The organism is Rhizobium sp. 2YAF20, from assembly GCF_052114685.1.
GTDB lineage: Bacteria > Pseudomonadota > Alphaproteobacteria > Rhizobiales > Rhizobiaceae > Rhizobium.
This window is the reverse complement of sequence record NZ_JBFRFF010000003.1, coordinates 275,513-301,405: the sequence shown is the minus strand read 5'-3', so window position 1 is coordinate 301,405 and position 25,893 is coordinate 275,513. Positions and strand designations below refer to the sequence as shown.

Annotated in this window: 26 protein-coding genes and 2 pseudogenes; 12 read left to right on the top strand and 16 right to left on the bottom strand. The window is 57.3% G+C overall.

The window, feature by feature from the left end; all coding sequences use genetic code 11:
• The 8 genes and pseudogenes from AB4Z52_RS07525 to AB4Z52_RS07490 form a co-directional block, all read right to left on the bottom strand.
• Window positions 1-236 (bottom strand): winged helix-turn-helix transcriptional regulator (locus AB4Z52_RS07525; RefSeq protein WP_442217302.1); only part of this gene is annotated, 236 nt, incomplete at its 3' end.
• A 170-nt stretch (window positions 237-406) separates the two neighbouring features.
• Window positions 407-898: pseudogene (locus AB4Z52_RS07520) on the bottom strand (SDR family NAD(P)-dependent oxidoreductase); the annotation flags it as partial.
• A complete protein-coding gene (locus AB4Z52_RS07515) occupies window positions 895-1,122 on the bottom strand; it encodes a DUF4236 domain-containing protein (protein WP_442217301.1) in 228 nt (75 codons plus the stop codon). The gene AB4Z52_RS07515 and the pseudogene AB4Z52_RS07520, both read right to left, overlap by 4 nt.
• A 908-nt stretch (window positions 1,123-2,030) precedes the next feature.
• Window positions 2,031-2,615: a sulfite exporter TauE/SafE family protein gene (locus AB4Z52_RS07510; RefSeq protein WP_442217276.1), complete on the bottom strand. Its 585-nt coding sequence runs from the start codon at window positions 2,613-2,615 to the stop codon at window positions 2,031-2,033.
• 278 nt (window positions 2,616-2,893) lie between these two features.
• Window positions 2,894-3,256: pseudogene (locus AB4Z52_RS07505) on the bottom strand (LysE family translocator); the annotation flags it as partial.
• Window positions 3,201-3,788 (bottom strand): cysteine hydrolase family protein, encoded by a 588-nt coding sequence (locus tag AB4Z52_RS07500; protein ID WP_442217275.1) that lies wholly within the window; start codon window positions 3,786-3,788, stop codon window positions 3,201-3,203. The gene AB4Z52_RS07500 and the pseudogene AB4Z52_RS07505, both read right to left, overlap by 56 nt.
• A gap of 145 nt (window positions 3,789-3,933) precedes the next feature.
• Complete coding sequence (locus AB4Z52_RS07495; protein WP_442217300.1) at window positions 3,934-4,506, bottom strand: pyridoxamine 5'-phosphate oxidase family protein; 573 nt, start codon at window positions 4,504-4,506, stop codon at window positions 3,934-3,936.
• 342 nt (window positions 4,507-4,848) lie between these two features.
• Window positions 4,849-5,730 (bottom strand): LysR substrate-binding domain-containing protein, encoded by an 882-nt coding sequence (locus AB4Z52_RS07490; protein WP_442217299.1) that lies wholly within the window; start codon window positions 5,728-5,730, stop codon window positions 4,849-4,851.
• Between the two features lie 136 nt (window positions 5,731-5,866).
• Between AB4Z52_RS07490 and AB4Z52_RS07485 the strand changes: the two genes are divergently transcribed.
• The 3 genes from AB4Z52_RS07485 to AB4Z52_RS07475 all read left to right on the top strand — a co-directional run bounded on the left by AB4Z52_RS07485 (window position 5,867) and on the right by AB4Z52_RS07475 (window position 9,343).
• Window positions 5,867-6,997, top strand: coding sequence for a TauD/TfdA family dioxygenase (locus tag AB4Z52_RS07485; RefSeq protein WP_442217274.1), 1,131 nt, complete (start codon window positions 5,867-5,869; stop codon window positions 6,995-6,997).
• Between the two features lie 50 nt (window positions 6,998-7,047).
• Entirely contained in the window at window positions 7,048-7,758 is a 711-nt protein-coding gene (locus AB4Z52_RS07480) for a class II aldolase/adducin family protein (protein WP_442217298.1), read from the top strand.
• Between the two features lie 403 nt (window positions 7,759-8,161).
• Complete coding sequence (locus AB4Z52_RS07475) at window positions 8,162-9,343, top strand: phosphotransferase (RefSeq protein WP_442217273.1); 1,182 nt, start codon at window positions 8,162-8,164, stop codon at window positions 9,341-9,343.
• Between the two features lie 267 nt (window positions 9,344-9,610).
• On the opposite strand, the gene AB4Z52_RS07470 is transcribed toward AB4Z52_RS07475, so the two are convergent.
• The gene (locus AB4Z52_RS07470; protein WP_442217272.1) at window positions 9,611-10,054 is read right to left on the bottom strand and encodes an NUDIX hydrolase; all 444 of its coding nucleotides are present in this window, start codon (window positions 10,052-10,054) and stop codon (window positions 9,611-9,613) included.
• 204 nt (window positions 10,055-10,258) lie between these two features.
• On the opposite strand from AB4Z52_RS07470, the gene AB4Z52_RS07465 reads away from it, so the two are divergent.
• The 4 genes from AB4Z52_RS07465 (at window position 10,259) to AB4Z52_RS07450 (ending at window position 13,522) form a co-directional block, all read left to right on the top strand.
• A complete protein-coding gene (locus AB4Z52_RS07465; RefSeq protein WP_442217271.1) occupies window positions 10,259-11,098 on the top strand; it encodes a hypothetical protein in 840 nt (279 codons plus the stop codon).
• Between the two features lie 129 nt (window positions 11,099-11,227).
• Window positions 11,228-11,512: an acylphosphatase gene (locus AB4Z52_RS07460; protein ID WP_442217270.1), complete on the top strand. Its 285-nt coding sequence runs from the start codon at window positions 11,228-11,230 to the stop codon at window positions 11,510-11,512.
• Window positions 11,513-11,712: 200 nt separating this feature from the next.
• Window positions 11,713-12,537 carry an AraC family transcriptional regulator gene (locus AB4Z52_RS07455; RefSeq protein WP_442217269.1) on the top strand — a complete coding sequence of 275 codons (825 nt, stop codon included), beginning with the start codon at window positions 11,713-11,715 and terminating at the stop codon, window positions 12,535-12,537.
• 91 nt (window positions 12,538-12,628) lie between these two features.
• On the top strand, window positions 12,629-13,522 hold the full coding sequence (locus AB4Z52_RS07450; RefSeq protein ID WP_442217268.1) for an alpha/beta hydrolase family protein: 894 nt from the start codon (window positions 12,629-12,631) through the stop codon (window positions 13,520-13,522).
• Window positions 13,523-13,590: 68 nt separating this feature from the next.
• Here the strand turns inward: AB4Z52_RS07450 and AB4Z52_RS07445 are convergent, their stop codons facing one another.
• From AB4Z52_RS07445 to AB4Z52_RS07430, 4 genes are all read right to left on the bottom strand, one after another.
• Window positions 13,591-14,313, bottom strand: a complete 723-nt coding sequence (locus AB4Z52_RS07445; protein ID WP_442217267.1) for a 3-keto-5-aminohexanoate cleavage protein — start codon at window positions 14,311-14,313, stop codon at window positions 13,591-13,593.
• 95 nt (window positions 14,314-14,408) lie between these two features.
• Window positions 14,409-14,843 carry a GNAT family N-acetyltransferase gene (locus AB4Z52_RS07440; protein WP_442217266.1) on the bottom strand — a complete coding sequence of 145 codons (435 nt, stop codon included), beginning with the start codon at window positions 14,841-14,843 and terminating at the stop codon, window positions 14,409-14,411.
• 106 nt (window positions 14,844-14,949) lie between these two features.
• Window positions 14,950-15,234, bottom strand: a complete 285-nt coding sequence (locus AB4Z52_RS07435; RefSeq protein ID WP_442217265.1) for a hypothetical protein — start codon at window positions 15,232-15,234, stop codon at window positions 14,950-14,952.
• A gap of 130 nt (window positions 15,235-15,364) precedes the next feature.
• Window positions 15,365-16,429: an NAD-dependent epimerase/dehydratase family protein gene (locus AB4Z52_RS07430; RefSeq protein ID WP_442217264.1), complete on the bottom strand. Its 1,065-nt coding sequence runs from the start codon at window positions 16,427-16,429 to the stop codon at window positions 15,365-15,367.
• Window positions 16,430-17,168: 739 nt separating this feature from the next.
• Between AB4Z52_RS07430 and AB4Z52_RS07425 the strand changes: the two genes are divergently transcribed.
• Window positions 17,169-17,873, top strand: a complete 705-nt coding sequence (locus AB4Z52_RS07425; RefSeq protein WP_442217263.1) for an SDR family oxidoreductase — start codon at window positions 17,169-17,171, stop codon at window positions 17,871-17,873.
• A gap of 32 nt (window positions 17,874-17,905) precedes the next feature.
• On the opposite strand, the gene AB4Z52_RS07420 is transcribed toward AB4Z52_RS07425, so the two are convergent.
• On the bottom strand, window positions 17,906-19,120 hold the full coding sequence (locus AB4Z52_RS07420) for an MFS transporter (protein WP_442217262.1): 1,215 nt from the start codon (window positions 19,118-19,120) through the stop codon (window positions 17,906-17,908).
• A gap of 327 nt (window positions 19,121-19,447) precedes the next feature.
• Between AB4Z52_RS07420 and AB4Z52_RS07415 the strand changes: the two genes are divergently transcribed.
• The gene (locus AB4Z52_RS07415; protein WP_442217261.1) at window positions 19,448-19,912 is read left to right on the top strand and encodes a hypothetical protein; all 465 of its coding nucleotides are present in this window, start codon (window positions 19,448-19,450) and stop codon (window positions 19,910-19,912) included.
• A gap of 47 nt (window positions 19,913-19,959) precedes the next feature.
• Here the strand turns inward: AB4Z52_RS07415 and AB4Z52_RS07410 are convergent, their stop codons facing one another.
• Window positions 19,960-20,997, bottom strand: coding sequence for a diguanylate cyclase domain-containing protein (locus AB4Z52_RS07410; RefSeq protein WP_442217260.1), 1,038 nt, complete (start codon window positions 20,995-20,997; stop codon window positions 19,960-19,962).
• Between the two features lie 287 nt (window positions 20,998-21,284).
• Between AB4Z52_RS07410 and AB4Z52_RS07405 the strand changes: the two genes are divergently transcribed.
• The 3 genes from AB4Z52_RS07405 (at window position 21,285) to AB4Z52_RS07395 (ending at window position 23,534) form a co-directional block, all read left to right on the top strand.
• Window positions 21,285-21,749, top strand: coding sequence for a YbhB/YbcL family Raf kinase inhibitor-like protein (locus AB4Z52_RS07405; protein WP_442217259.1), 465 nt, complete (start codon window positions 21,285-21,287; stop codon window positions 21,747-21,749).
• Window positions 21,750-21,790: 41 nt separating this feature from the next.
• Window positions 21,791-22,450: a phosphoribosyltransferase gene (locus AB4Z52_RS07400; protein WP_442217258.1), complete on the top strand. Its 660-nt coding sequence runs from the start codon at window positions 21,791-21,793 to the stop codon at window positions 22,448-22,450.
• 112 nt (window positions 22,451-22,562) lie between these two features.
• The gene (locus AB4Z52_RS07395) at window positions 22,563-23,534 is read left to right on the top strand and encodes a FecR family protein (RefSeq protein ID WP_442217257.1); all 972 of its coding nucleotides are present in this window, start codon (window positions 22,563-22,565) and stop codon (window positions 23,532-23,534) included.
• Window positions 23,535-23,546: 12 nt separating this feature from the next.
• Here AB4Z52_RS07395 and AB4Z52_RS07390 read toward each other — a convergent pair whose 3' ends face one another.
• A complete protein-coding gene (locus AB4Z52_RS07390) occupies window positions 23,547-25,718 on the bottom strand; it encodes a CHASE2 domain-containing protein (RefSeq protein WP_442217256.1) in 2,172 nt (723 codons plus the stop codon).
• Window positions 25,719-25,893 lie beyond the last annotated feature (175 nt).

Sequence of the window (25,893 nt, the reverse complement as noted above, 5' to 3'; positions counted from 1 at the left end):
CAATCCGGCTCAGCGCTGCGGCGGTGTCCCGTCTTCGTCCCTGCGGCCTTATACAGCGCCGCCTCAAGGACAGCATCGCTGACATCGTCGCCCAATGGCCACGAAAGCCCAGCACGCTCAAGCCGGCGTAATGTCTCGCGCACCGTTGAAGGTGCCGCGCCAACGCGCGCCGCAATCGACTTGTGGCCGAGCCCTCCCTCAAATCTGTGTCTTAGAATCTCGCGGGCAAGCCGCATATTCAATCTCTCCGCTGGCATCGCGTTCCTTCCCCTCAGCGCACCGAAAGGAGGAGCTTCTCACCAGCAGGAAACCCCGACAAACACCCCAACCAGGGGGCGGCATCATCTCGGAACGAGGGGGCGGTTAATTCTCGGAATTGGGGGGCGGCATCATTTCGGAATCAGGGGGCGGCTTGCCTCGGAATTTGCACCACGTAGAGCTTGGATTCGGAATATGCCTTGCTAGCGCTCCACCGCCGCTCTGTCCAATCGATGTCCCGCAAGGAGGCGCTGCCGGTCATGTGCATGCCACTACTGAGATAGACCAGGCGATCAGGACGCTCGATCAGAGCTGTCAGGATGTGGGGAGCCAACGTGTTAACGGCGAGGGTCTTTGCGTGTCCTTCGGGCGTGTCGCCCCGGTTTTTTTCGAGATAGATGCCCGCGTTGTGGATGATGGCGTCCATGCGACCGATTTCATTCACTTGATCGGCGATGGATCGGGTTTCGGCAGCACTGCTTAGGTCGCCAATGACGACCCGTGACGAAACATCAGCGACGACGGACGCCCGTTCTTTGGTTCGAGCGTGCAGGACAACGTCGTGCCCCTCGGAGATTAAAGTACGGGCTGCGGCAAGGCCCAGTCCATCTGTGGAACCGGTTATGAAGATGCGGCTCATGAGGCGCTCCTTCCGCGAAAGGGATCAGTCCCCATACGAAGTCCGCGAACGCCGACCGAGACGCCCGCGCCGCCTTTGGAAAAGTGAAAGCGGAATGGACCAGCTTTCACTGATTTTCGGAAATTCACGGCCGTCAGCGCCGGCCACCATGGCACTCCGGCTCCTGGCTCACCAGTAGTCTTGCCCTGTGATTTCAAGACCCATTGCCCGCTGCGCTCTTCCATTCTGGCTCTTGCTTCCTCGATGATGAGGTAGTCGTTCCCGGTGCGAATTATCCGACCGTCGCGAACATGCTCGCCAGGTGTTGGATTAGTCTCTAGAAGGCGATGTTCGAAAGCCTCTGCACCTTTATATCTGCGACCACCCATCTGCTTCTCCATATATGAAGTGAGAGTGCCATCGCTTGCCCCCGCGTGAGGCGCATGTGCCCGAGCGAGGCATGATGTGTCGGCCCGACAGCCCTCGCTGATCAAAACATAGTGCCGTCAAGGATCTTGTTCAAGGCAGCCACCACCTGCCATAAATCATCGCGTTGAATTAAGATGCGGAGACGCAGTAACTTTCTTCGCATTCGCCCAATCGAGAAAGACTTTATTTTCCATTATGTTACCCTGCCGGGATTGAGATTTTCATCGGGTGTTTGAATCCGCCCAGATCAAAAGCAGATTCTGGGACACTACCGCTCGCAAAGACCTGCTCTGTTTCGTCTCCGCGATGTCAATTCCGGGGCCAATCACGGCGTTCCCGGCGAATGAACATGAAGGGATCGGTTCAGGCTGGGCGCGGGCGCGGAATGATACCCTAAGACGATTCCATGCATTCACTGTCAGGTCATGTCCTTTGAACGGGCGGTCGGATGATCCGTGCTGAACATAGCCAACATTCCACGAGCTGGGCCACCGAACATTTTCAATTCCCGTTGCCGTGGCGGCTTTGAATGAGGTCCATACGGTTTCTCCGTGGTCTCGATAGAGAATACCCCTGGCGACCAAGTGCGGGACCGCAGACGCAATCATTGCCACTCCAGAAAGTGTCAGTAGCCCGAGCACAATTCGGCGAAAGGTCGTTACGCTAATGCCCATGTACAGGCGAGCGCCCATCAGTGTTGGCAACAGCATTGCCGGTGCAACGATCAAAAACATAGGGACCATTTTTGTCCCGTAGCCACATAGGTCAGCATCGTGAAGGCGAGTGTTGCCAGATTGAAATTCTGGATAACATTGCGTTGGACGTCTTTTTCCATCTGCCGCAATGTGGTCCAGAGGGTGGGGATCGGGCCAGAAAAGCCCCCCAACCCTGCCATCACTCCACCGATCAACCCGGCCGCGCTATCGGCAATCTTCCCTCCGAAACGGACGGGAGGGAGTTGATGCGAGAACAGCATGATAGGGCACCAAAAAGCCAAGAGCGAACCGAGAATGGCTTTGAAAAGATACGTATCGAGCGAGGGTAAGATGGCGACGCCAACCGGGATGCCTACAATGCCGCCCAAGAGAAAAGGCGCGAGAATCGGTAGAGCGAACCCTCTCCGAACCGAGACTATCCCGATGATTTGACCTGTCAGTGCACCGAAAACGACAAGCACGGCGGCTAGCTGCGGTTCTATAGCCCATACCCAGAACGACATTGCTACAAGGCCGAAGGCAAAGCCAGATAACCCTTGAACGAAACCTGCGACGACGGCTCCCAAGGCGACAATCCATATGGATTCCGACAAAAGTAGGCTCCCTTTCAACAGGTTAACGCTGGATCCCTTTGTCGCAGAACCCCCGATTAAATTCGTTCATCTGCGACCGATTGACAACTTCCGCCACGCGCCAAACCGCGACGCTGGCATAGGTGTCGAAAGCGCCATGAGACTAAGTTGCCTATGTCGCGAAAGTCCCGTTCTGCGAATATCGGTAGGTGAGCTTTGGCCTTCCCTTTAGAACCGCAAAATTCCGACAAACGCGCATAGTGAAAAATGTGAAAGTGTCGTTTGTCAAGGCGCGGTATTCAGCGGCTACCCTCAGTTGCCATTCGGACAGCGAGGCCCGCAAGAACTGTACCCATGATCCAACGTTGAACGCTGACCCAACCTGAGTGACGCGCGAGAAGAGCGGCGAACGATCCTGCCCCTGCAATGATGAAGGAATGCACCGTAACGGCGACGACGATCTGGCTGAACCCGAGAACAAGCGACTGCTGGAACACGCTACCCTGCGCGGGGTCGATGAACTGCGGGAGCAAAGAGAGGTACAGCATCGCCACTTTTGGGTTCAGCAGGTTTGTCGCGAGGCCCATCGCAAACAATTTCTTAGGGCTATCCGGCGAAAGACGACGTGTTGCGAAAGGCAATCTGCCACCGGGCCGGACCGAGGCGAACCGTCTGACTCTCTACAATTTCAGCGAAATCAGCATCAAGAAGACCGATGGTCACGTCGAATATTTCGCGTGCGGAGAGATTGGCTGAAGGCAAATCGAAGCCGAGGACGGCATCCCGAACGACAGTCATCTTGAACCCGAGATCGGACCCTGCACGAACCGTTGAATTGACACAAAAGCCCGCAACAGCTCCGGTGACCACCAAATGAGTAATACCCTCCTCGCGCAAATACGCTTCGAGTGCGGTTGTTGCGAAAGCGGAAGAGCTTGTTTTCAGGAATACAGGCTCATTCTCCAGCTCTTGCGCACAAGGCATTGGCAGGAAACCAGGTGCATTTGGATGAAGAGGTGACGCCACATCATCATCCCTGTGGCGAACATGGATGACCGATTTGCCTGCACTGCGAAAAACAGCCGCTAGGTCCGCAACGTGACCGGGGGCATCCGAGTTGACGTGGTCCCGCCCACTGTCGATCCGCTCCTGCATGAGCATCTGCATGTCGATGATGATGAGCGCGGAGTTCATTTCCTGTCCTGCTAACAACCGTTGCATCGTGTCGTGTGGCGACCCCAAAGTAGATCGGAGGAATTTCGAAAGGGAGCCATAAGCCGAAATTCTGAAGCCGCTGATGGCCAATGTTCTGCTGTTGTGCGGCGGGCGGATATCCCCGCTACGGCACGGCGGTTGTCGGCGCGTCGAAGAGGCCGGTGGGAAAACCATCCAGACTGGTTTGGTTCTTTTCGCGCCAGTAGGCTTCGATGCCATCAACACCTTTCGCGTTGGCCCATGCGTCCATTTGCATGCGTTCCTCTTGGTACTCGAACAGCGGAACTCCATAGCCGCATGAGGTTTGTACCAGGTCGAAATCGAGACGAACCATCTGTCGTGCTCCCAGCGGAGCCTCTCCGACGAATTGCTCTTTCAGCAGGTTTGCGAATTCATCGCTGTCACGGTGGATGACCCGCCCCTTGCCATAGAGCCGCATTATTAGAGGTGGGCCTGATACCGCACAGAACATGATCGTCAAACGGCCGTCGATCTTGAGGTGGGCAGCGGTCTCGTTTCCGCTTCCACTCCGGTCAAGATACATCACCGCATTGTCGCCAAGAACGCGGAACATATTGGTGCTGCGCGGCGACATATTGACGTGCCCTGTCGCAGCCGCAGAAGCCGTGAAGAACATGTGCTGCGCAGCGATGAACCGATGGTGATGAGGTTCCAAGTTTGGGAAAAATTTTGCCATTTCCAAGCTATACGAGCGCTCTTGCGCGATGCCAATATCCAGTTCTGTGAAGTTTTATGAATTACGCGTCAATTTCGATCTGTGTATTTCCAATGGCTTGAACCCTGCGAAAATCAGTAGCAAATGAAGGTCCGTTTCGGGCCGATTTTGAAAAGTCCGTATGGCTCGCAGCTTTGTCCGCTCTGCAGCGTGGCGTTCCCCGGGGCCTGCTTGCTGAAATTCCAGTTTTGCCAATCTGGAATTCCGAAACGAAATACTGCACTTGCGTTGCAGCGGCCTTGGCTGGGGACTTTTGTTCGACATAATCCGCCACAACCAGACATTCAATCGGCGGCTTGTCAGCTAGTCAATATTGACAAGCCAATCCGCGAACTGATCTCGTTGACGCGCTTTCGCAGATAAGGATGGCGAGAGAACCAGAAAAAAGCTGTCCTTGGGAACCAGCGGAGCGTCCATGAGGGTCACAAGCTGTCCGTCGTTTACAGCATCACCCGTAATCGACCGCCAGCCAAGCATCACGCCTTGTCCGCCCAGTGCCGCTTGCGAGGCCTGAACATAGTTCGTAAAGCGAGGGCCACCTGTCTTTTTCCTGGCCGACACTCCAGTCGTCGCGAGATAGTATTCCCAAGTCAGCCACCGTTCATCCTCGACATCGACATGGATCAGGGGAGCGGTATCCAGCAAGTTCGTCTTTTCGTTGGCACGCGCGAGAAATGCCGGACTGCAAACCGGGTCCACACGCTCATCGAACAGCTTGCGCACTTTGCCATCATCCCATGCCCCATCGCCGAACCGGATTGCGATGTCAATGCCCGGCAGCAGCTTGGGAGCGCCCTGCATCGTCGTGACCACGTTGACGGAAACATTCGGATGAATGTCGTAGAACGCTGAGAGCCGGGGCATGAGCCAGTAGGTCGCAAATCCTACCGAACATGCGACGGTAATATAAGAAGAAGATGCATTCTTAAGCTCATCAATTTCGGAGATCGCGTCCGAGATTTTGGCCAGACTCTCGGTTGTCGCTCGTAGTAGGATCGCACCAGCGTCGGTCACGGACAGAGGGCGTGTGCTCCTATCTAGAAGCCTGATGTCCAAGAACTCTTCGAGCTGCCGCAGGGACTGGCTGATCGCAGGCTGTGACACATTCAGTTCAGCGGCCGCATGCCTTACCCCCTTGTGCCGAAGCACGGATTCAAACACAGATAGAAGCCGAAGGGGCGGCACCGGACGACGCACAATATAATCCTAACTTATGTTCCTATTAGATTTTGTAGGCTTCCAACGAAACACTTTCAACGACAGATTTGCGTGATCGAAAACCCGAGTAGCCCGCCGGGTCATAGCTGAAGGATCGAGAACAATGGACGTAAGTCTCTCGCACGCAATCAAGCTCAAGGACAAAGGCTTGGAGACGCCGCTTGAGGACGGCACCCGGACCTATTTCAATTACTACTGGCTGCGTGACAACTGCCCCACATCCTTTGACAGCCAGACCCGTGAGCGCGTTTACGATATCTTCCATGACGACAAAGAGCCTGTCGCGGAAAGCGCCAAAATCTCAGGCGACGTTCTTGAGATTGTCTGGAAGGGCTCCGGTCATGTGACACGGTATGCACTTGGCTTGCTCGCCCAACATGCCAAGGGCAACCGACGCGCCGACCCCGCCGACTTGCCCCGTAAGTTCTGGTATTGCGACCACTACGTGGAGATCGCACGGTTCTCGCAGTCGGAACTGATGAAGGACAAGTCGCTCGTCGCCAAATGGATCGAGGCGATGATCGTCGAAGGTATCGCGATCATCACCGACATGCCTGACAGCGACGAGGGTCTCACCGAGACGGCAAAGCTGATCGGTCATATCCGCCCGACTTTCTTCGGCGAGTTCTTCGACGTCCGCACGCACATCAACCCGACGAACCTGGGCTATACCGCCAAAGCGCTGGAACTGCATACCGACACGCCTGCTGAGGATGAAGCTCCCGGCATTCAGTTCCTGCATTGCAGGGCAAATTCCGTGGAAGGAGGCGCAAACCTGTTTTTAGACGGTGCTGCTGTCGCAAATGATCTAAAGGTCGAGCGGCCGGAAGACTTCGCCCTTCTGTCCGAAACCGAAATTCCCTATTATTGCGAACACGACCACTACGACATGCGCTCACGTCAACGAGTAATCGAGCTGGACAACAATGGCGAGGTATCGGGTGTCACCATCAGCCAGCACATGGCAGATATCTTCGACCTGCCACAGGAATTTCTCGATAGCTACTACCCAGCCTTCCGGAACTTCGGTCGAATGCTGCAGTCCGACAAATACCTGATGCGTTTCCGTTTGAACGCAGGCGAGTGCATTGTCTTCGACAATCACCGTATCGTCCATGGCCGCGCTTCCTACACGGCGGAGAGCGGTGATCGGCATCTAAGGGGCTGTTATACGGATCGTGGCGAGATGCGCAGCACATACCGCGCCCTGACGACGGAAGGACGTTTCAAGTGAATGCCATTTCCCCAAATGCACCCATAGCCATCACTGGCTCCGAACGGGACATGCGCGTCGATCTAGCCGCCGCCTTTCGTCTGGCAGTCGAATTCGATTGGCACGAGTCGGTCGGAAACCACTTCAGTGCTTCGATCTCTTCGGACGGCAAGACGTTCCTGATGAACCCTAAGTGGAAACATTTCGCAACCATCCGCGCAAGCGATCTGCTGCTGCTCAACGTCGACGACACCGAAACGATGATGCGTCCGAACGCGCCGGATGCGTCTGCATGGTGCATCCATGGCGCGATCCATGGAGCCATGCCGTCGGCTAGAGTGCTGCTTCATTGCCATCCGCCCTATGCGACGGCCTTGGCATCCTTGAAAGACCCGACAATAAAGCCCATCGACCAGAACACGGCGCGGTTCTTCGGTCTGGTCGGTGCCGATCTGGGCTTCGACGGGTTGGCCGACGAGGCGGAAGAAGGGGCTCGGCTGGTTTCAGCCTTCGGCAACCATCCGATTCTGCTGATGGGCAATCACGGAGTTACGGTGACGGCAGGGTCGGTGGCTGAGGCCTTCGAGCATCTGTACTTTTTCGAACGTGCCGCCAAAACGCTCATGCTAGCCTACGCTTCAGGCCAGCCTCTCAACGTCATGTCCGACGAGATCGCCGAGAAAACCGCCCAAGGGTGGCGCGACTACAACGACATGGCATTCGCCCACTTCGACTACCTGAAGTCCAAGCTTGACAAGATCGATCCCTCTTACAGTGACTGAAGGAACATCGTCATGGCCGTAACACCATTCCCGATATCCGGATCTGCCACTAAATCTTCGAAGCAACGAAGGGCCAGACAGGCTGATGAAGGGGCCGCAAAGTGTCTGGGTTTCGAAAATCGGGAAAGATACGCCGCCGAAATCTCCCAGGGCTTTTTCGAAATACACACGGGTTGGCATCCATCGAAAACCTGCGAAGAATAGCGTCAAATGCGCTCATCGCATCCCGACCACCGGACGTGCGAGGCAATGGCCGAGATGATCGTGTCATACTTCTTGGAAACCCGGCATCACCGGAGCTGTCTGTCGTCAGTTTGTGATTATATCTGATCAAGCGGGCCGTCATGGAGGCTAAAGCTCAGCGGATGCAGCAGAGGTGGCAACCGCAAAGGAGTGGCAACAGATGAAGAGCGCCGACATCAATCGAAAAATCGACCCGGAGGAGGCAGCCAACATCGCCGAAGCTACGGTGACTCGTGCCTCGGGCGTTCCGGCAACTCTATATGTCGTCAATGAGTTGAGCGAAGGGAGCCGCCGAAATCTTGTTCTGCGTGCAAAGGTTGTTGTAGGCAAACAGTCGCACTCGATCATTATTAAGGTGACGCGATCACCGGACTATGCGGCCAGTTCCGCCGACATATTTGTCAATTCTGGCTTGGCCAAAGAATGGGTCGCCCGCGAACTCCTGGCCCAATCACAGGGTCACAACTCGTCCGCGCTGTTGGCCGGGGATGCCGAATATGGTCTGATCGTGTTCGAGGACTTCGGCTCCCATCTATCATCGCTGGATACCATTCTACTCGACGGCCCTGCAGCTGCCGCTGAGGCGGCGTTGACCGCCTACGCGATTGGCCTTGGCAGATTGCATGCCGCGACTATCGATTGCGCCCAACGACATGCGACAATCATTCGCAAGACGTTTTCCGCAGCGGCTATACCTTCCAGCGTTGGAGCCGATTGGATGGAAAGGCCGCTTCCTGAGATAGAAGGGGTTGCAATTCCTAATGACGAAATTGAAGTGATCCGATCACGATTGGCTGAACCCGGTCCCTGGGTTGCCCTGGTTCATGGCGACGGCTGTCCGGATAATGTGCTCATCACGGATGGTCAGGCGCGGCTCCTAGATTTCGAGTTTTCCGCTCCCGGACATATGTTGCTTGATGCCGTCTATTGGCGCATTGGTTTTCCGACCTGTTGGTGCGCTGGCACAGTTCCAGACGATGTCGCCGACCGGATCGATGCTGCTTATCGCGGGGAGGTGATTGCAGTTTTGCCCGAGATCGCTGACGACCACGTATTTGCTACGGAGGTGGCACTTATGAGCGTTGCTTGGACGCTTCATAATTTGCGCTGGCTGCTGGAGAGTGCGTTGCTCACAGATAGCACTTGGGGCATTGCCAGCCGTCGAAGCAGAATTCTGTGGTATCTTGATGCTGCGATAGCGGCATGCCGGAAAGCTGACATTCTCCCAGGGGCCTGCATTACCATGCAGGTTTGGTCGAATCACCTCGTAAAACGCTGGCCTGATAGTAAGCGCTTAGCCCTATTTCCCGCATTCGTTGGCGCCGCTCAAACGTCCCCTTAGGGGATGGTCCCGACGGCCAGCACACAGCAAAGTGATCCGCAATCGCTGCACCTTGCGCCATCGCGTGCCAAATAACCTCGGGGCGGCGGGTGAAGTCTATTGCACGCGGACCAATTGTTCTTCCGCATTCACAGGGAAGAAAGTTTTCTGCTTTGAACCCCTTAGGTGTTGCAGCGGTCTATCAGCGGGTTTGTTGCGTCTGGTTTCCTGATTTTCGTTGCAGACTGCAGAGTGTTGCGGCGAGGCCAGAAGGGATTTTGTTGCTTTCTAACGATGTTGAGAAGCGTTCAAAGCAGACCGAGCGATTGCCTTGAGGTCGAAGGCGGCTGCAAGATCGAGGTCGTCCAATTTTGCTGGCGAGAACCAACGGGCGTCCGTGGCGTCATCGTTAGCTTGCGGGTCTCCAGCAACCCATCGGCAAAGAACCGCAACGATGACAAAGTGGTGCTGTACCTTTCTCTTATCATCATAATCGATGGCATCAACGGCGGTAATTATTTTGCCCGCCGTTGCACTCACTCCGGTTTCTTCGGCCAACTCTCGAATGGCTGCAGTGTCGATGGTCTCGCCAAATTCGATCTTCCCCGCTGGGAAACCCCAACGACCGGCATCTGGTTGGTTTCGACGGCGGACCAGAAAAAGCCTGTCTTCGCGGACAACAACGGCCATAGATGCGACGACGGGTCTCTTCCCTGTTTGCAGTAGTTCCAACTGGTCGCCCTCCCAATTCTCTCAGCGCAAGATTGTCCGGACACCTTGCGTCATGTCTTAAACCCGCTATCAGCTGCCATTGCGGCAATGGCAAAATTCCCTATTCTGCGACACCGCAAATGAGGGACGCAGAATCATCGATTTAGTCGGGATATTCACGACTATTTTCTAGGCTAACCTATGAATTTTCCCAAGGGAATGGCGATGAGCAGCTTTCAAATGGACGAGGGTTCCGGGCAGTTTGTGTTCGCCGATCAGGCTGCTGGTTCGCGACGCTCCATGAGAATTTTCTATTTCCGACCGAAGATGTCAGTCCGAAATCCGCGCTTCGTCATTGCCCTGCATGGACTTGATCGGGCAGCGTCGGAATTCAGGGCTGTTCTGGCAAAGCAGGCGGAGCAGCACGGCATGATCGTCTTGGTGCCAGAATTTGATAGCGACGCTTTCCCGGACGTCTATGCCTACAACTACGGCAATGTCAGGCACCCGCCTCCCTCCAACGCGCTCTTGGCGCGAGAACACTGGACATTCGGTATCATTGATCGGTTGTTCCAGTATGTCCGACGTGGATTGAACTCCGACCGCACCACATTCGGAATGTTTGGCAATTCTGCGGGCTCGCAGTTTGTTTTGCGATATCTCGCTCTCAATCCAGCCGTTGCCATCGATCAGGCAGTCGCGTCCAACAGCGGCATGTACATGCTGCCGGACCTGACGCTCGATTACCCCAGTGGCATGGGTGGCCTTGATCTGGATGAAAGCGTTCTGAAGCGCTATTTCGGGCGGAGACTGACGATCCTGCTCGGCGAAGTTGATATCGACAGCACCGCATCCGATCTCCCTCGCAACGAAGAGGCTATGGCTCAAGGCCCGCATCGCCTTGCACGCGGACTGTGGCACTTCGATCTCTGCAGACAGACATGCCGTAAGCTTGACCAGCCCCTTGCATGGACGCTGGAAATCGTTCCGGCTGCTGGACACATTGATCAAAAAATCTTCGACCGTGCTGTGACCATGCTTGCAAGCAATGACCATTCCCTTTGAAGCAATGCATTTGCTGTAGTGTCAGAGTTCGCGACCGGCCGAAGTCGATTGCCATCAGCATTCGGATATCCCTTGCTTCCCGCTTCGCAGAGTTCCATTTTAATTGTTGTCGCCTGATGGGAGGCAGCCATGCCCGATGATTGTGAAGCAGCCTTGGTGCGGATAACCGGCAAAGTGCAGGGCGTCAGTTTCCGTGTGTGGACACGTGATGAGGCGACGCGACTTGGCTTGGCAGGCTGGGTTCGCAATGAAGAAGATGGGTCAGTCGCCGCTTTGATCGCCGGGTCTGATACCGCGATGTCGACAATGATCGAGCGTTTCTGGCGCGGGCCTTCTGGAGCGTCGGTTTCAAGCGTCGAGACGCAACCGACCGCGCTCGCCGCGATGCCGACGGGATTCCGCATCACCGGCTGACAGCTTTCGCAATCGACCGACACGCGAAATTCCTGCAGGCCTCAATGCGCCCGCCAACAACGGTCATCGAAATATCTGTCACTGATCGCACGCAGCATTCTCCGCTTTAAAGACAACTCCTGAATTGCTTCCTGACGCGACGCAGAAATTGCGCAAGAGCTGCGCTGCCTAAAGCGCAATGCCGTGCTAGGCACTCTTCCATGAAGAGCTGCACGGAATTCGACTATCGTCGACGGATCGCCAGGGTCATCACAGAGATTGTGGCAGACCCTGCGGCAGATCATTCAGTCGAAAGCCTGGCGGAAGTGGCTCATTTCTCGCCGTTCCATTTCCATCGAATTTATCGAGCAACCACCGGCGAAGGCATTGCAGCGACCGTTCGCCGATTGCGGCTCGCACTAGCGTCCCACAGACTGGCAGGCACGTCGTCTTCCGTCATCCTCACGGCGTTGGAGGCCGGGTATGATAGTCCGCAAAGCTTTGCGAGAGCCTTCCGGGAATTCACCGGTTTGGCCCCGACCGAGTTTCAGTCGCAGCAGGCCGTCGTCGGGACCTTACCACCGGTGACGCTGATCACAGCGCCCGCGATGGTCATATATGGCCTGTGGCACGAAGGCCCGGTCGCGACAATTCCGCATTCGTTTCGGCGGCTGCGGAATTGGACAAATGAGCGTGGATATCTTTGGTCCGATCTTGCCCGCGTGGGGGTGTCGTACGGGGACCCCGAGCAATCAACTGGTTTTAAATATTTCGCGGGCATCACGATGTCCGACGGCGAACTAGCACCGGACGGCCTTGAGCAATGCAAGCTTTCAGGCGGTTGCAACGCAGCTTACCGCCTCGTCGGACCTTACGCGCTCATCTCACCGACGTTCCAAACATTGTTTGGCGGCTGGCTCCCGCAGAGCGGCCTGGAGCCTGATGATCGGCCGGTTCTCGAAATCTATCGCAATCATCCCGGGACGGTAACGGATCAAAACCTGGTCACCGACTTGCTGATCCCCATCATCGAAGCGTCGTCGTAAAACTTAACACTTGGAGGAGTGGATGCCCCTAAAGGCTTTCCTTGTTGTCGCTTGGCTGAGTATCGTCGTCTCCTGCGCTCATGCAGCGGGATTGGCCTCGATCACCGTACCCGCCGATGACCGCAATCCCGAACTTAAAGCATTCGTCTGGACGCCCTGCGACATTCAGCCATCCGCGATTTCACTCGGGCCGATAAACGTCTCTGGAGTTAGAGGATGCCCAGTCGTCGGTGACAAATTACCACTCATCATCATTTCTCACGGCCACGGCGGCAGTTCTCTGAACCACCATGACACCGCAGAAACTCTTGCCGATGCTGGCTTTGTCGTCGTGGCCCTCAATCATCCAGGGGACAATTATGCAGATATGACCCGCGCAGGTGATATCGCAGTTATGGTTGAACGACCGACCGATGTGAAGCGTCTGATCGATTTCGTGATCGCCAAATCGCCATATGCCGTGAAGGTCGATGCTCAACGCATAGGGTTCTTTGGATTTTCCAGAGGCGGCTATACCGGCCTTGTATTAGCGGGAGCCGTGCCGGACTTTCGTGATCCGGAGGTGCCGTGTCCCGAGCCCGCACCAATCTGCGGTGAAATACGTCGAAACGAGCTTCCCACCGAGCCGTTGACGGAAGACCATCGCATCAAGGCATTCGTTCTGGCAGACCCGCTCAGCTTTTTCCCAACCAAGCAAAGCTTGCTGGCCGTTCAAGCACCTATTCAGCTCTGGGCATCCCAATACGGTGGAGACGGTGTGTTGCCGCACAATGTGGCAGCCTTAGCTGCCAGTCTACCCAACCGGCCCGAATATCGCGACGTCCACGAGGCCGCCCATTTTGCTTTTCTTGCGCCGTGCCCGCAGAGCCTTGCGGCGAGGCAACCAGGTATCTGCTTAGACCGCGACGGCTTTGATCGAACCGCCTTTCATCGAGCATTCGACGACAAGGTTGCCGCCTTCTTCGAACAGCAGCTCCGTGACTAGGTTGCCTCGCCATGGCGAGAGGCCGCCGTATTGATGACCGCAATGGGGCCATCAGCAAAAGAAGGAGGTCACCAGGAGCTGTCGCGGAAGATCTTGACCGCGTCGGTGACCATCTCGGCGTTGGTGTCCGCAACGCCCCCCTGTGGTCGTAGACATCCGTCCTCAAGCCCAACACGTGTGGACCAACGCATTTGACGAGCACGCTTCACGAAATGCCAGATAGTTGCATCGAAACCATGCAACAGGATTGGTGCCGTCACGCCTGCAGCAGAGAGGGTTTGGGCGATGCCATCAGCAAGCCCGTCTGCCTCGCTTAAACTTTGTTCCGCGATCTCAATCAGGACCCGGAAAACTCGATGGTGGTCCGGTAACGCAACAAATCGTTTGGCGTCTGCAATCGATGCAAGGCCAGCCTCAACGCCCACCCCGATGCCACCGAGCAAAGCCATGACTGCCGGTGCATCCGGCTCGGAGAAATTGACCGAAGCGTAATCGGGCAACTCCTTCCACGCAGAAATACGGTCGCGCGTGAGAGCCTCGTCGCCTTCAATCCAAGCACCTGTCGAAACACCAACCAGTGTTCCTGGACATGCGCGGCGAATGGCGACGATCAGTTCGTTTACCGCCGATAAGCTTTCACGCCCGTCCAAATTGCGTGGGTGGATGTGAAGCTCGGCCGCTCCCGCATCAATGCAGGCGATGCTGTCGCGGACCATCGCCTCTGTCGTCAGCGGCAAAGATGGATGATAGCCGCTGCGGCGGGCACCGTTGATGCATGCCTGAACGATCATTTCTACCTCCCAAGGTTTCTAAGCGGCAAAATATTGGAGCAGCGTGTGCCCGGTTTGGGGCCGAAGCGGTTCGCGCCACAAGCGCGGCAGTACCGCTAAATCATTTTGTGAAGCTGCACGCTTCCAAAGTCACCCTTCTCAAAGTCAAAATGCGAATAGCCGAGCTTCTGGTAAAAACCGACAGCATCCGGAGCAGCGTGGACCAGAAGCTCGTTGATCCCGAGCGCTTTTGCTAGTTCTTCGACCAGGTTCATCAGAACTCTTCCGTGACCTTGCCTTTGAAGATGAGAAGCAACCGCCACAAGGCGCACAATTGCTTTCCCCTCTGGCCGCCCATCAAGGCGAACGGTACCAATAGGCTCTTCAAGATACTTTAGAAGCAGTGATAAATTTTCTGCCTTAATTTCTTCCGGTCCTTCGGGGATGTAGTCGAAACGTCCCCTGGCCTCGAAGAGTACCAATCTGCGAATACGATGATAAGCGGCCCAGTCATCGGCACCATCTGCCAGCGATAGATCATATGAATCCATTGCTCATTTCACCCTAGTGGCTTTAATGACGACAACCGCCAAGGCCAACTGCAGAAGATGGACAACTTCCGCCACGCGAGAAACGGTCGCTGGCAAATCGGCAATCTCAAACGCTAATGCCGACCAGCTCCGGGTCCTGAATGCTCTTCTCTTCGTCCAATCCGTCAGTCTCATGCCTGGTCGCGGACGCATGGGCGGTGAAAACTTCCGGCGTTTTCTGCGGACCGTCACCCAATCCAGTGGGGCGATCTCGGTAGAATTTTTCCAATCGATGCTTGTACATGCTATCCCCGGACGCATTGTCAGTTGTTGTTAGCAGCATATCAATTTCTGGATTTGCATCAACGTGCAGTCTGCCCAAAGAATGGGCAGAAAAGCCGCTGTCACGCATGATGTCACGCTCGTGACGGGTCCTGCGATGTAGGTTCGGCGAAAAAATCGATCTACTGCTTGGGGATCGAAACTCGTGGCATGCAGCGGAACGATGCCGTGACCTGGTTTGGCAAACAGGACAATGCGCATTATGGACCGAAGCGAAATTTTATCGGGGTCTGCCCCTGTGCGCCGGTCAAAAACTCATCTTCCGCGTGATAGTCGAACGGGTCGTCATCATATCGCCCGAATACGGGAAAACGCTTCTGCCAGTCGCCGAAGGCCGCGACCTGAAGCAGCCAATCAGAGGTCGGCCCGACCGTCGCCTCGTAAGACAGCGGCACGAAGCCCAATGATTTTGCCGCAGCGTTGTCGAGCATGAACGGGGTGGGCACAGACCATGGTGTCGATCCAATCGTGGGTGGATAGGTGTTGTCGTCAACGAGGCCGAAGCGACCATTGAAGCCTACATACCTGCCAATGACCTCGCCGATTTGGCCAACGGAGAGGGCGGTTTCGTCGCCAATATTCAGAATCTGGGTGGTGGGCCTTGCGAGCACGACATTTGTCAGCCCAGCAATGTTTTCGACCGAGGTCGTCTGAAACCGGCTCTCGCCTCGATAGGCCAAAGGGATCACTGCACGACCGTCCAGCATCCGTTTAACGAACCACCATTCGCGCGGATGCGCGGAAGCCGCGCCATGGATTGCGCATGGCCTCAGGATCGTCACCGGCGTCGTTGCCCTGTCCAACAGGCGGCGTTCCAAAGCGACCTTCTTCGTCGAATAGGTTTCATCGCTCGGCGGCACGGTCGCCTGCATTTCCGTCATCGGGTTCGGAAGATTGGGAAAGCCGTTCAAGCGAGCCTCATCGAGCGTACGGCCCTGATCGTCGCAATATACGCTACTTGAGGAGATCACGACAAACGAGCCTATATCGGCCTGAACTTCCAGGAGCTGATCGGCGTGCGCGGCATCAAAGGCGACGGTGTCGATGACAGCATCGGCACCTTGCCCGATGACCCTTGCCAGGCTCGTCTCATGGTCTCGGTCATGAATTATTGTCTGTGCGCCTTGGTCGATCAGCGATTGGAGCAGGGGGCTGTTGCCGCGATGCGTGACCGAGACGGTCCATCCGTGATCCAGCAAGCTTTGCGTCACGGCTTGGCCAATCTGGCCGGTGCCGCCGATGATGATTGCAGATTTCTTCGCCATGTAATTCCTCGTGATACGACAATCTACACTGAATTAATGTCGCCATAGACTTCGAGCACCAACGCGGTAGTCGGTATGATGTGGTTCGCGATAAGCGGGAAAGAAAGTACAAAGCTGCGACCTGCATTGAAGGCCGAAACCGGCGAGAATGATGCCCTTATCCCTGAATTCGACGAAGACCCGCCGTAGCGAGAGCCGCGTCAATCAAAGACCGTCGTGAAAATCCGGTCTGAACATATATTTCGAGGGGGCGTAGGTCAGTGTCTTGGCCAGCGGTATGGTCGGGTCGCGCGAAAGCGGAAGTCGAAACGCCCTGTTTCGTAGAACGGCCAAGGCTGAACCATGATCGAAGGTAATTTTGAACGGTTCACTCCAGTACGAACGCTGGTTATCGTCGTAACTGGAAGGCTGCTCGCCCGCGAGGACCATTTGGCAATTCAATCGCATATTTGGAAGGAAATCGTTGGGGCGGAAAAATTAGTTTCTTGATTGGAGCCCACGTGTTGAGAGGGCGACTTGCCCCGCCCCTCGACGCGCTCGTTGCCGACATTGATGCCGCAGGGGCGCGGCTGCCGCTAAAGAGCCTTCCTTCATATTTGCGCGTTAGTTCCAAAGCGGCGAGTTTGCTCAGGCGCTCGCTTGCACCCGGCGAGCCATTTGTTCGTCAAACGGCCCGGAAAATGATATCACGCGGCGGAATGTCCGGGCGGGCATGAATATCCAATTGGGAGGAATTGTCGTGGCAGTAGAAAAAGTGGCGGTTATCACGGCAGGTGGCAGCGGCATGGGGGCGGATGCTGCAAAGAGGCTTGCGGCGGATGGCTTCAAAGTCGCAATCCTGTCGTCATCCGGCAAGGGGGAGGCGCTTGCTCATGGGCTTGGAGGCGTGGGCGTGACCGGATCGAACCAGTCGAACGATGACCTGAAGAGGCTGGTGGATCTTGCGCTTTCGACCTGGGGACGGATCGACGTGCTTGTCAACAGCGCGGGCCATGGGCCGCGGGCGCAGATCCTCGAGATCAGCGACGAGGATTGGCACAAGGGCATGGACACCTACTTGATGAACGTCATTCGGCCGGTGCGGCTCGTCACGCCGATCATGCAAGGGCAGAAATCCGGCTCGATCATCAATATCTCGACGGCCTGGGTCTTCGAGCCTTCGACGATGTTTCCGACTTCCGCTGTTTTCCGAGCAGGCCTTGCCTCCTTCACCAAGCTGTTTGCAGACAGTTACGCCGCCGACAATGTTCGCATGAACAACGTCCTGCCTGGCTGGATCGACAGCCTGCCGGCGACCGAGGAGCGCCGCGAGGCGGTTCCGATGCAGCGTTATGGCAAAAGCGAGGAGATCGCGGCAACGATCGCCTTTCTTGCATCCGAGGGCGCTGGCTACATCACCGGCCAAAGCATCCGCGTCGATGGCGGCCTCATGCGCTCGGTATAGGGCTGTGGGGGCGGTCCCGCGGCAAATCTACCTCAAGAGACCGCTTCCAATGCCGGCTGGGGCATCTGACGTGGCAGGGGCGGGAAGGCGAGGGCTATTGCGGCGGCGCCAAGCCCTACCAGCGCGGATCCGATGAACAGCCACGAATAGTTGGCGAAGGTGTCGAATATCCAGCCGCCGACGAGGGGGCCGAATGCCATGCCGAGACAAGAAAGCATGGTTGCCGCGCCAAACACCGTGCCGATGATGCGCGGTCCGAAATACTCTCGCGCCAGCACCGCATAGAGCGGCATGACGCCGCCATAGGCGCTGCCGAAAATGACCGCGAGGGCATAGAATTCGCCAAGCTGGCTGACGAGCAGATAGGTAGCGAGCGCCAGCGCCTGTATCAGCAGGCCAGCGATGAGAACCGGCTTTACGCCGAGCCGGTCCGCAAGGGTGCCATAGACGATGCGACCGCCGAGCCCGGCCAATCCCTCGACGCTGTAGATACTGACTGCCGCCATCGGAGCGACGCCGCAGATGCTGGCATAGCTCACCATGTGGAAGATCGGTCCGGAATGCGCGGCGCAGCATGCAAAGAACGTCAGTCCGAGCACGATGAACTGGGGCGACCGAAAGACTTGCGCCAATGGGGTCTGGGTTGTCTCCACCGAAGGGTTGGCGGACCGGTCGCCGGCTGCCGCAGGCGCGCGGCGCACGAACAACGCCGCCGGAATGAGCAGCGACCAGGTCAAAACCCCGATAATGAGCATGGCAGTTCGCCATTCATAGGCCGAGATCAGCCAGCGCGCGAAGGGCGAGATGGTCATTGGCGCCACGCCCATGCCGGCAGAGACGAGCGAGACCGCAAGGCTGCGGTTCTTGTCGAACCAGGCGGTCGTCGCCGCGATCATCGGCGCGAAGAATGTGCTCGCAGCCAGACCGACGAGGATGCCGTAGGTCAGTTGGAATTGCAGCAGTGTCTGGGCGCGGCTCGCCAGTATAAGCGCAAGCCCCAGAACAATCGCGCCGATCAGCACCACGATGCGGGGACCGAATCGATCGCTGGCGGTGCCCCAGAGGAAGCCGCCAATGCCCATGACGATGAAATTCAAGGTCATAGCGCTGGCTATGCCGACATGCGACCAGCCGGTCGCCGTTGCGATCGGCAGCTGAAAAATCGCCAGCGAGAACATCGCGCCAAGCGCAACGCATGTCATCAATGCACCCGCACCGACGATTACCCAACGATATGAAGCACTCATTGTCACGTCACCCCATGCCGGCAAGGTTGATCGAGAAGCAGTCGCGGATTTGCCGTCTTCCGCACATGTTCGATCTAAAGACGTTTGGAACGCCGGGATTTCGACATCTCGGCGGGCTTTTTATTCGCCCTGGTACGAAATAGTTTGAGTTCGGCAGCTTCGAGATTGACGATCCGGCGACAGAAAATCAAGGATTCCTCGTTATTGTCTGGCGGAACTCATCAGGGGCCCGCGACTATGCCGATCAATATGTTCAAAACGACGCTCATCCTGGGGCTTTTGCTGGCTTCGACATCGGCGCATGGCGAAACACAATGGATGGGGAGCGTGAACCAATGGTCTGTCGGGTTCGACGCTGCGGGTGACGCATCGGCCTGCAGGCTATTGTGGGACAGCGAGATTGGAAAGACCGTCGAATTTCGCGCCGGGCTCAAGGACGCGACCTGGATTATCGGCAGCACCCAGTGGAATATTCCGGCTGACGTCAAGACTGTGGTCACGGTCGTCGATACCCAAAGGCAATATCACGTCCCTGGCCAATTCTTCGACAAGACCCACCTTCAGCTCTGGAAGCCGCTGGACGATGCGGGTGCCGGGGCTATCAGGAACCTGGTAACGCAGGCATTCGCAGGGCGGCCGGATCTGACGCTGAGCTTCTCGGGCGGCGAGCCCGACTGGGTCGTCCCTATTTCGCGCGTCGCGCCGCTCTACCCGAACTTTGTCCAATGCATGAGGCAACTTTCCAACGGCACGGCCGACAAGGTGGCAACGGATACAACCCAGCCGTTCTAGCGAAGCCTTGGACGAATTACAGCCGCCGCCTGTGTCCGGCAGGCTTGCTACCTCAGCGGAATTTCCGGGTCAGTGTGGAATATCCTGAAGGTGCTGCGGCCGGCCGCCTTGGAAGCGTATAGCGCTACGTCGGCTTTTCTGAACAGTTCGGATGGCGTGCAGCCGTCAAACAGCGCGACGCCGACTGAGGCTCCGAGGACGAGCACCTCGTCGCCGTGATCGACACGGACGCACAGCGCTTTGACAATGTTTCCGGCAATGCGCTCGATCGACGCAATGTCGTAATGCGATCCCAAAAGGACGGCGAATTCATCGCCGCCGACGCGTGCGACGAGTTCCGCGTCACGACAGGCCGTATGCAATCGGGTTGCTGCTTCCTTCAGGCATTCGTCACCTCTTGCGTGGCCAAGCGTGTCATTGACCTTCTTGAAGCCATCAAGGTCGATCAAGAGCATCGCGCCGAGGGCTGTCTTGGTGTCGCATAGTTCGGAAAGCTCCGACTGGAAGCGACTTCGATTGGCAAGTCCGGTCATCAGATCGAACTCCGCCAGATAGCGCGTCCGATCGAGCAGGATCTTTTCGTCGGTAATGTCCTGCTTCATGCCGAATATGCGTACCGGGGTTCCATGTTCGCACTCGACCGTCGCGGTCAGCCTCAACCACCGCCGCGTACCTTTTGGCGTGATGATCTCCGCGTCCATGCTGAAGCCACTGCGGGTCTCGATCGCCCTTGAGCGTCGGATTTCTAGCTCCCTTGCCGAAGCCTCAGAATAGCATTGGACAATCTGCCTGCGATCGAGAGCCGTCCCGTGCGGGACGTCGAACATGTCGTAGACGATATCGGTCCATTTCAGCGTCTCATCCGGCAGACCGCATTCCCAGAGCCCGATCCTGGCGGCAACCGATGATTTCTCGAAGATCTTCCTGTTGTGGGCCAGCGCTGCTGCCTGCTCTTGCAGCAGGGCGTTCTTGGCCTCAAGCTCGGCCCTCAGGCGTGCGATCAACGTCGCAGAATCACTCAGGCCGAAGATCTGTGCAGACTGGGATCGCGCCGGCGCCTTTGGCGTATATTGGAAGTCGGACATCTAAAGCTACATGGCCTCCATCGAGCGCGCGGTCCGATACTGTTGCGCAGAGACGTTAAGACTTCTCTCATGTATGTCTCGCCAGGTGCTGCCATAAACGTTTCCGAACAGTCCAAGGAAGGAATTTTTTTGGCGGCCGCATGAAACGTCACGGCGGGCCATAGAATTTAGTTAGCGAGAAGGGAACAAGTCGGGCAGCGATTTGTTTCTTGGGATAGAGGTCGAGGGCTTTCCGTGACAACGGGCAGCCGCATGGTCGTGTCGACCTTGAGGGATAGGAGGTCTCGATGTCCTTGAACCTTGTCAGTCCAGCCTTCGCGAACGGCGAGAGGATACCTCAAAGATATGCTCGTCTTGGCGAGAACCTGTTGCCGCCGCTCAGGTGGAACGGGGCGCCGGCCGACGTCCAGAGCTATGCACTGATGATTGAAGATCCCGATGCTCCAAGCGGCACTTTCCGCCATTGTGGAATTTTCAACATTCCTTCCGGGTGGGACGGACTGCCGGAGAGCACAGACACGGCGAGCAGAGACGGCCTTCGGTTTGTCGAGAATGATTTTGGCAATATCCGCTATGACGGACCGCAGCCGCCCAGGGGACACGGTGTCCACCACTACTATTTCCGATTGGCGGCGCTCGACGTTGCGAGCCTCCCGGTTACCGGTTCTGCCGGGGTCGAAGGCATGTGGCGCGAGGCGAGAAAACATTTCCTGGCGCAGGCGTCGCTGGTCGGCACCTTCGAGGCGCAATAGGCTTCGTCTCAGCTTCGATGGCGCTCTGGTAGGAAGGTCTAATGCGTGACATGCCGCAATTCATTGATCGGGCAGATGCCGGTCGCAGGCTGGCGGTTGCGCTCGCTTATCAACGCGAGGCACCTGTGGTTCTGGCTCTGCCGCGTGGCGGCGTGCCCGTGGCGTTCGAAATCGCGATTTCCCTCAGAGCGCCGCTCGACCTGCTTCTGGTGGGCAAGATCGGCGCTCCCGGCTACGCCGAATGTGCGATCGGTGCCGTTGTCGATGGCGGGCGCCCGCAGCACGTCATCAATGAGCGGATGCTGAAACAATTCGGCGTTTCTCCGGACTATTTTGAAAAGGAAGTCGCGCGCCAGCTTGTTGAAATCGAGCGTCGTCGCCAAGCCTATCTCGCAGACCGCGAGCCTATCGACCTCAAGAGCCGCAACGTCATCCTCGTCGATGACGGAATTGCGACCGGCGCAACCGTGAAGGCGGGGTTGAAAGCCTTGAGAAGCGCCGGCGTCGCAAGTGTGACGCTGGCAGTACCCGTAGCACCCGAGGACATGCTGGACGAGTTGCGAAGCGACGTCGATGGCGTCGTCTGCCTGTACACGCCGGCGGATTTTTGCGCCGTCGGCCTTCACTATGCCGACTTCGACCAGACGAGCGACGAAGAGGTGATCGACTTGCTGAGGCGATCGGAACAGGTGCGCGCCTGAGCCCAGAGCGACCTGAGCGACACGCCTCGGGGGTTAGTTTACCCTACGCAAATTGGGCGATAAGACACTGATCGCAATCGCTGTTAATACTTTCCTAATTTAGGAAAATATTATGTTGCGTTTGCGACGGGTTGAAATCATCGCGTTGTGCGTTGGGCTGGTCGGCCCCACGCCGATTTTGGCCGCCGAGCCGGTGGGCGAGGCGGTGCTTATCAAAACCGAGGTCAGGGGCGAGGGCGGTCCGCTTCAGGTCAACGATCCCGTCCATCGCGATGAGGCGATCAAGACGTCGAAGGACGGTTTGGGCCAATTCGTCTTCCGGGACGGGACGAAGCTCGCGGTTGGATGGGGGTCTACCGTCGTCATCGACAAATTTGTCTACGATGATTCCAAGACGGTCAAAAGACTGACCATCAAGGTAGCCGAGGGGACATTCCGCTGGATCAGCGGAAATTCGAAATCGTCTGCCTACCAGATCGTGACGCCGGCAGGGACCATCGGGGTCCGGGGAACCGCCTTCGACGTCAATATCAGCCACAATGGCACGACCGCCGTCGTGCTGCTGAATGGTGAGGTTCGTTTCTGCGGTGCCGGCGGTTGCAAGGAATTGAAGCGGCGCTGCGACTTTGTCGTGGCCAAGCGCAATGGGGATGTAACAGATACCCAGCAGGTCAATCGCAACGTACTAAAACTGCTCGGCAACCAGCGGGCGCTTCCGTTCCTTTCGGGCGGTCAGCAATTGTCAGGAGGTCTAGGCGGTGTTGGCGGCGGCTGCAGTTTTGCCCAGACAATCGATGCGCCGGCCAGGAACAACGTCAGCCCTCGCGCGCCCGATCCGGCACCGAGCAGGCCCGCTGCTCCATCGCCGCAGGCTCCCGCCAGCCCGGCGAGCGCTCCTGCTCCGAGCGCTCCTGCTCCGAGCGCTCCGCAGAGCCAGCCGGCACCGCCGCAATCAAGCCCGGCCACGCCCGATCCGCCTGACAGGGACGACGATGATCATGATCACCGTCACCATCACTCCGACAGGGACGGACATGATGGCCACGATTCCCGAGATCACGGCGGCGACCATCATCACAACTAGCCGGTCCCAAGATCACTCGGCGGAGATCCGGTCCTCGACCGTTTCCTCATCGCGAAAATGGTCGGATCTTCGCGAAATCCGTCGATAGAATTCAGACAGGCCTTCCGTAAACTCCTCGGCCATGAGTTTTGCTCCCCTGACCAATTTGCGGCTGGTGGTCGAGTGGGCTTTCAACGCGTTCACGAGTTGCTGATGAATGATGCGCATCCCGGCAAAGTCTGCGGAGCGCGCGACGGCTTGGTCGCCGACGACCGCAAAGACCTTCGTGCGCTTCTTCTTGCCCTTCAGGCTCAGCGTCCCTGCATCGAGCAAGGCATATTCCGGCAATAGCTCAGCGGTATTTTCGGAAATGAGGATATCGAAGCCCACCTCCTTGCAGGATGACTCGATGCGGGCCGCGATGTTGACGGCGTCGCCGACGGCAGAATAGTTGAAACGCGTCTCGGCCCCCATGTTTCCAACGCAGGCAAGCCCGGTGTGTATGCCGATGCCGATCCCGACTTTTCGCTCGCTGCCGAAATGAAATGCGTCTTCGGCGTTGAGGCGGACGAGGGTTTCGCGCATGGCCAACGCCGCGTGGACCGCCTTGCCAGCATGATTGGTGACATCGACCGGCGCGTTCCAGAAAGCCATGATCGAATCGCCGATGAATTTGTCGAGAGTGCCGTCATTGGCGATCACGTGGTGGCTGAGAGCGTCGAGCAGCGTATTCAGGAAGGTGACGACGGCCGTCGGTGTAATCTGCTCGCTGATCTCGGTAAAATTTCGCACATCGACAAACATGACGGTTAGCTCGCGATCGTCTCCCCCCAGCCGCAGCGCATTTTGCGTGTGCTCGATGCGATAAAGAAGCGACGGCGACAGATAGTGACCGAAGGCCCGCCGCACATCGCGCCGCTCTCGATCGATCACCAGGAAGCGAAAACCAGTGGCCGCGAAATGGGTGATCGATCCGGCAACGATCGGCGCGAGCGGATCGAAAAGCAGCCCGCCATAGAGAAATGCCGCGAGCGATGCGACGACCGCAAGCAATGTTATCAGCAGCCCGCAGACAAGTGCGACTGCCGGGGTGACAAACGTGGTCACAAGCACGAGAAGCGTACCGAGAACCGCGATGGAAAGGATCTCGACGCCGTTTGCCCAATCCGGGCGCGAGAGGAAGTGGCCGGAGAGTATCTGTTCGACAATCTGGGCATGGATCGAAACGCCCGGTACGTTCTCGCCTAGCGCCGTCGTGCGCACGTCCTGGAGGCCGGCGGCGGAGGTTCCGATGAACACGATGCTGCCCTCGACGGCAGCCCGGACCTCCGGCGAGGCGCCACCCGCCGCGAGCACCTTGCTCGCCGAGACGTACCTCTGCGCCGTATCGCGGCTGACATAGAGCCAGAGTTCGCCCGCTGCGGTCACCGGCACGACGAAATTACCGATCTTGACAAACGTCATCGTATTCGGCGCGTCAGGGGCGCCTGCCAGCACATAGGTCGAGGCACCCTGTGCGACACGCAATGCCTCCATCGCCAGGCTTGGGTAGAATTGCCGCCCGTCGCTCAAAAAAAGAGGAACGGCGCGCACCACCGCCTGCGAGGCACCCGGTGTAAGGCTGATATGACCAATGCCGGCCGCGTTCGCCTCAAGTTGCGGCAGCAAGGGCGTTGCCGCCTTGATCGCCGGAGGCGCGCCGAGAGGACTTTCGCCGGTGAAAGCAAAGCCCGCCTTGACAGGCGGCAGGTAGTTTCCCTGATTTGATAGGCCAACGCCCAGCACAACGGGTTTCTGCAATATCGACTGGGCGAAGGTCTCGTCGTTGTCGGGCAACTGGCCAAGCACGAGCGGATCGACGCCCTTGACGTCGCGAACGACATTGCGGGGTGACAGGCGATCGGCCTCTGCGAAGAGGACATCGAATGCGATCGCCGACGCTCCCATGTCAGAGAGCCTGTTGACGATGGCGGCAATTCGGTCTCTCGGCCACGGCCATTGGCCGAATTCGCGCAACGACGCTTCGTCGATGTCGACGACGACAACTGGCAATTTCTCGAATGCGCGGGGGGCCAGTCGCTGATACTGATCGAAGGTCAGATCCCGGACGATGCTCAACAACGGCGGATCGCTCGCTCGCAGCACTGAAAGTACCGCGACGATCACCAGGCCGAGAATGACCCCAATTTGCTGCGCGCGTGTCATGGTGGCCTCGGGAACCTCGTCGTATCGATGCCTGAAGCAAGGCCGTCAAGGTGAAAGGAAAGTGCCAGAGGCCACTTTATTAGTGTTCTGCGAAAAGGGAATGCCGCGGCGATACTTTCGCGCCAGGGGGAATAGAGAATTGATCCGATGCTTGCGTCCCAGAGTTCGCAATACG

Excerpts from the sequence above, each read along its gene's own strand:
- AB4Z52_RS07515 (WP_442217301.1), bottom strand. The coding sequence starts at position 1,122 with ATGGAAGAGCGCAGCGGGCAATGGGTCTTGAAATCACAGGGCAAGACT.
- AB4Z52_RS07395 (WP_442217257.1), top strand. The coding sequence starts at position 22,563 with ATGTTGCGTTTGCGACGGGTTGAAATCATCGCGTTGTGCGTTGGGCTG.
- AB4Z52_RS07390 (WP_442217256.1), bottom strand. The coding sequence starts at position 25,718 with ATGACACGCGCGCAGCAAATTGGGGTCATTCTCGGCCTGGTGATCGTC.
- AB4Z52_RS07495 (WP_442217300.1), bottom strand. The coding sequence starts at position 4,506 with ATGGCAAAATTTTTCCCAAACTTGGAACCTCATCACCATCGGTTCATC.
- AB4Z52_RS07440 (WP_442217266.1), bottom strand. The coding sequence starts at position 14,843 with ATGGATTCATATGATCTATCGCTGGCAGATGGTGCCGATGACTGGGCC.
- AB4Z52_RS07420 (WP_442217262.1), bottom strand. The coding sequence starts at position 19,120 with ATGAGTGCTTCATATCGTTGGGTAATCGTCGGTGCGGGTGCATTGATG.
- AB4Z52_RS07460 (WP_442217270.1), top strand. The coding sequence starts at position 11,228 with ATGCCCGATGATTGTGAAGCAGCCTTGGTGCGGATAACCGGCAAAGTG.
- AB4Z52_RS07410 (WP_442217260.1), bottom strand. The coding sequence starts at position 20,997 with ATGTCCGACTTCCAATATACGCCAAAGGCGCCGGCGCGATCCCAGTCT.
- AB4Z52_RS07445 (WP_442217267.1), bottom strand. The coding sequence starts at position 14,313 with ATGATCGTTCAGGCATGCATCAACGGTGCCCGCCGCAGCGGCTATCAT.
- AB4Z52_RS07485 (WP_442217274.1), top strand. The coding sequence starts at position 5,867 with ATGGACGTAAGTCTCTCGCACGCAATCAAGCTCAAGGACAAAGGCTTG.
- AB4Z52_RS07405 (WP_442217259.1), top strand. The coding sequence starts at position 21,285 with ATGTCCTTGAACCTTGTCAGTCCAGCCTTCGCGAACGGCGAGAGGATA.
- AB4Z52_RS07435 (WP_442217265.1), bottom strand. The coding sequence starts at position 15,234 with ATGCGTGACAGCGGCTTTTCTGCCCATTCTTTGGGCAGACTGCACGTT.
- AB4Z52_RS07480 (WP_442217298.1), top strand. The coding sequence starts at position 7,048 with ATGCGCGTCGATCTAGCCGCCGCCTTTCGTCTGGCAGTCGAATTCGAT.
- AB4Z52_RS07475 (WP_442217273.1), top strand. The coding sequence starts at position 8,162 with ATGAAGAGCGCCGACATCAATCGAAAAATCGACCCGGAGGAGGCAGCC.
- AB4Z52_RS07430 (WP_442217264.1), bottom strand. The coding sequence starts at position 16,429 with ATGGCGAAGAAATCTGCAATCATCATCGGCGGCACCGGCCAGATTGGC.
- AB4Z52_RS07455 (WP_442217269.1), top strand. The coding sequence starts at position 11,713 with ATGAAGAGCTGCACGGAATTCGACTATCGTCGACGGATCGCCAGGGTC.
- AB4Z52_RS07400 (WP_442217258.1), top strand. The coding sequence starts at position 21,791 with ATGCGTGACATGCCGCAATTCATTGATCGGGCAGATGCCGGTCGCAGG.
- AB4Z52_RS07500 (WP_442217275.1), bottom strand. The coding sequence starts at position 3,788 with ATGAACTCCGCGCTCATCATCATCGACATGCAGATGCTCATGCAGGAG.
- AB4Z52_RS07465 (WP_442217271.1), top strand. The coding sequence starts at position 10,259 with ATGAGCAGCTTTCAAATGGACGAGGGTTCCGGGCAGTTTGTGTTCGCC.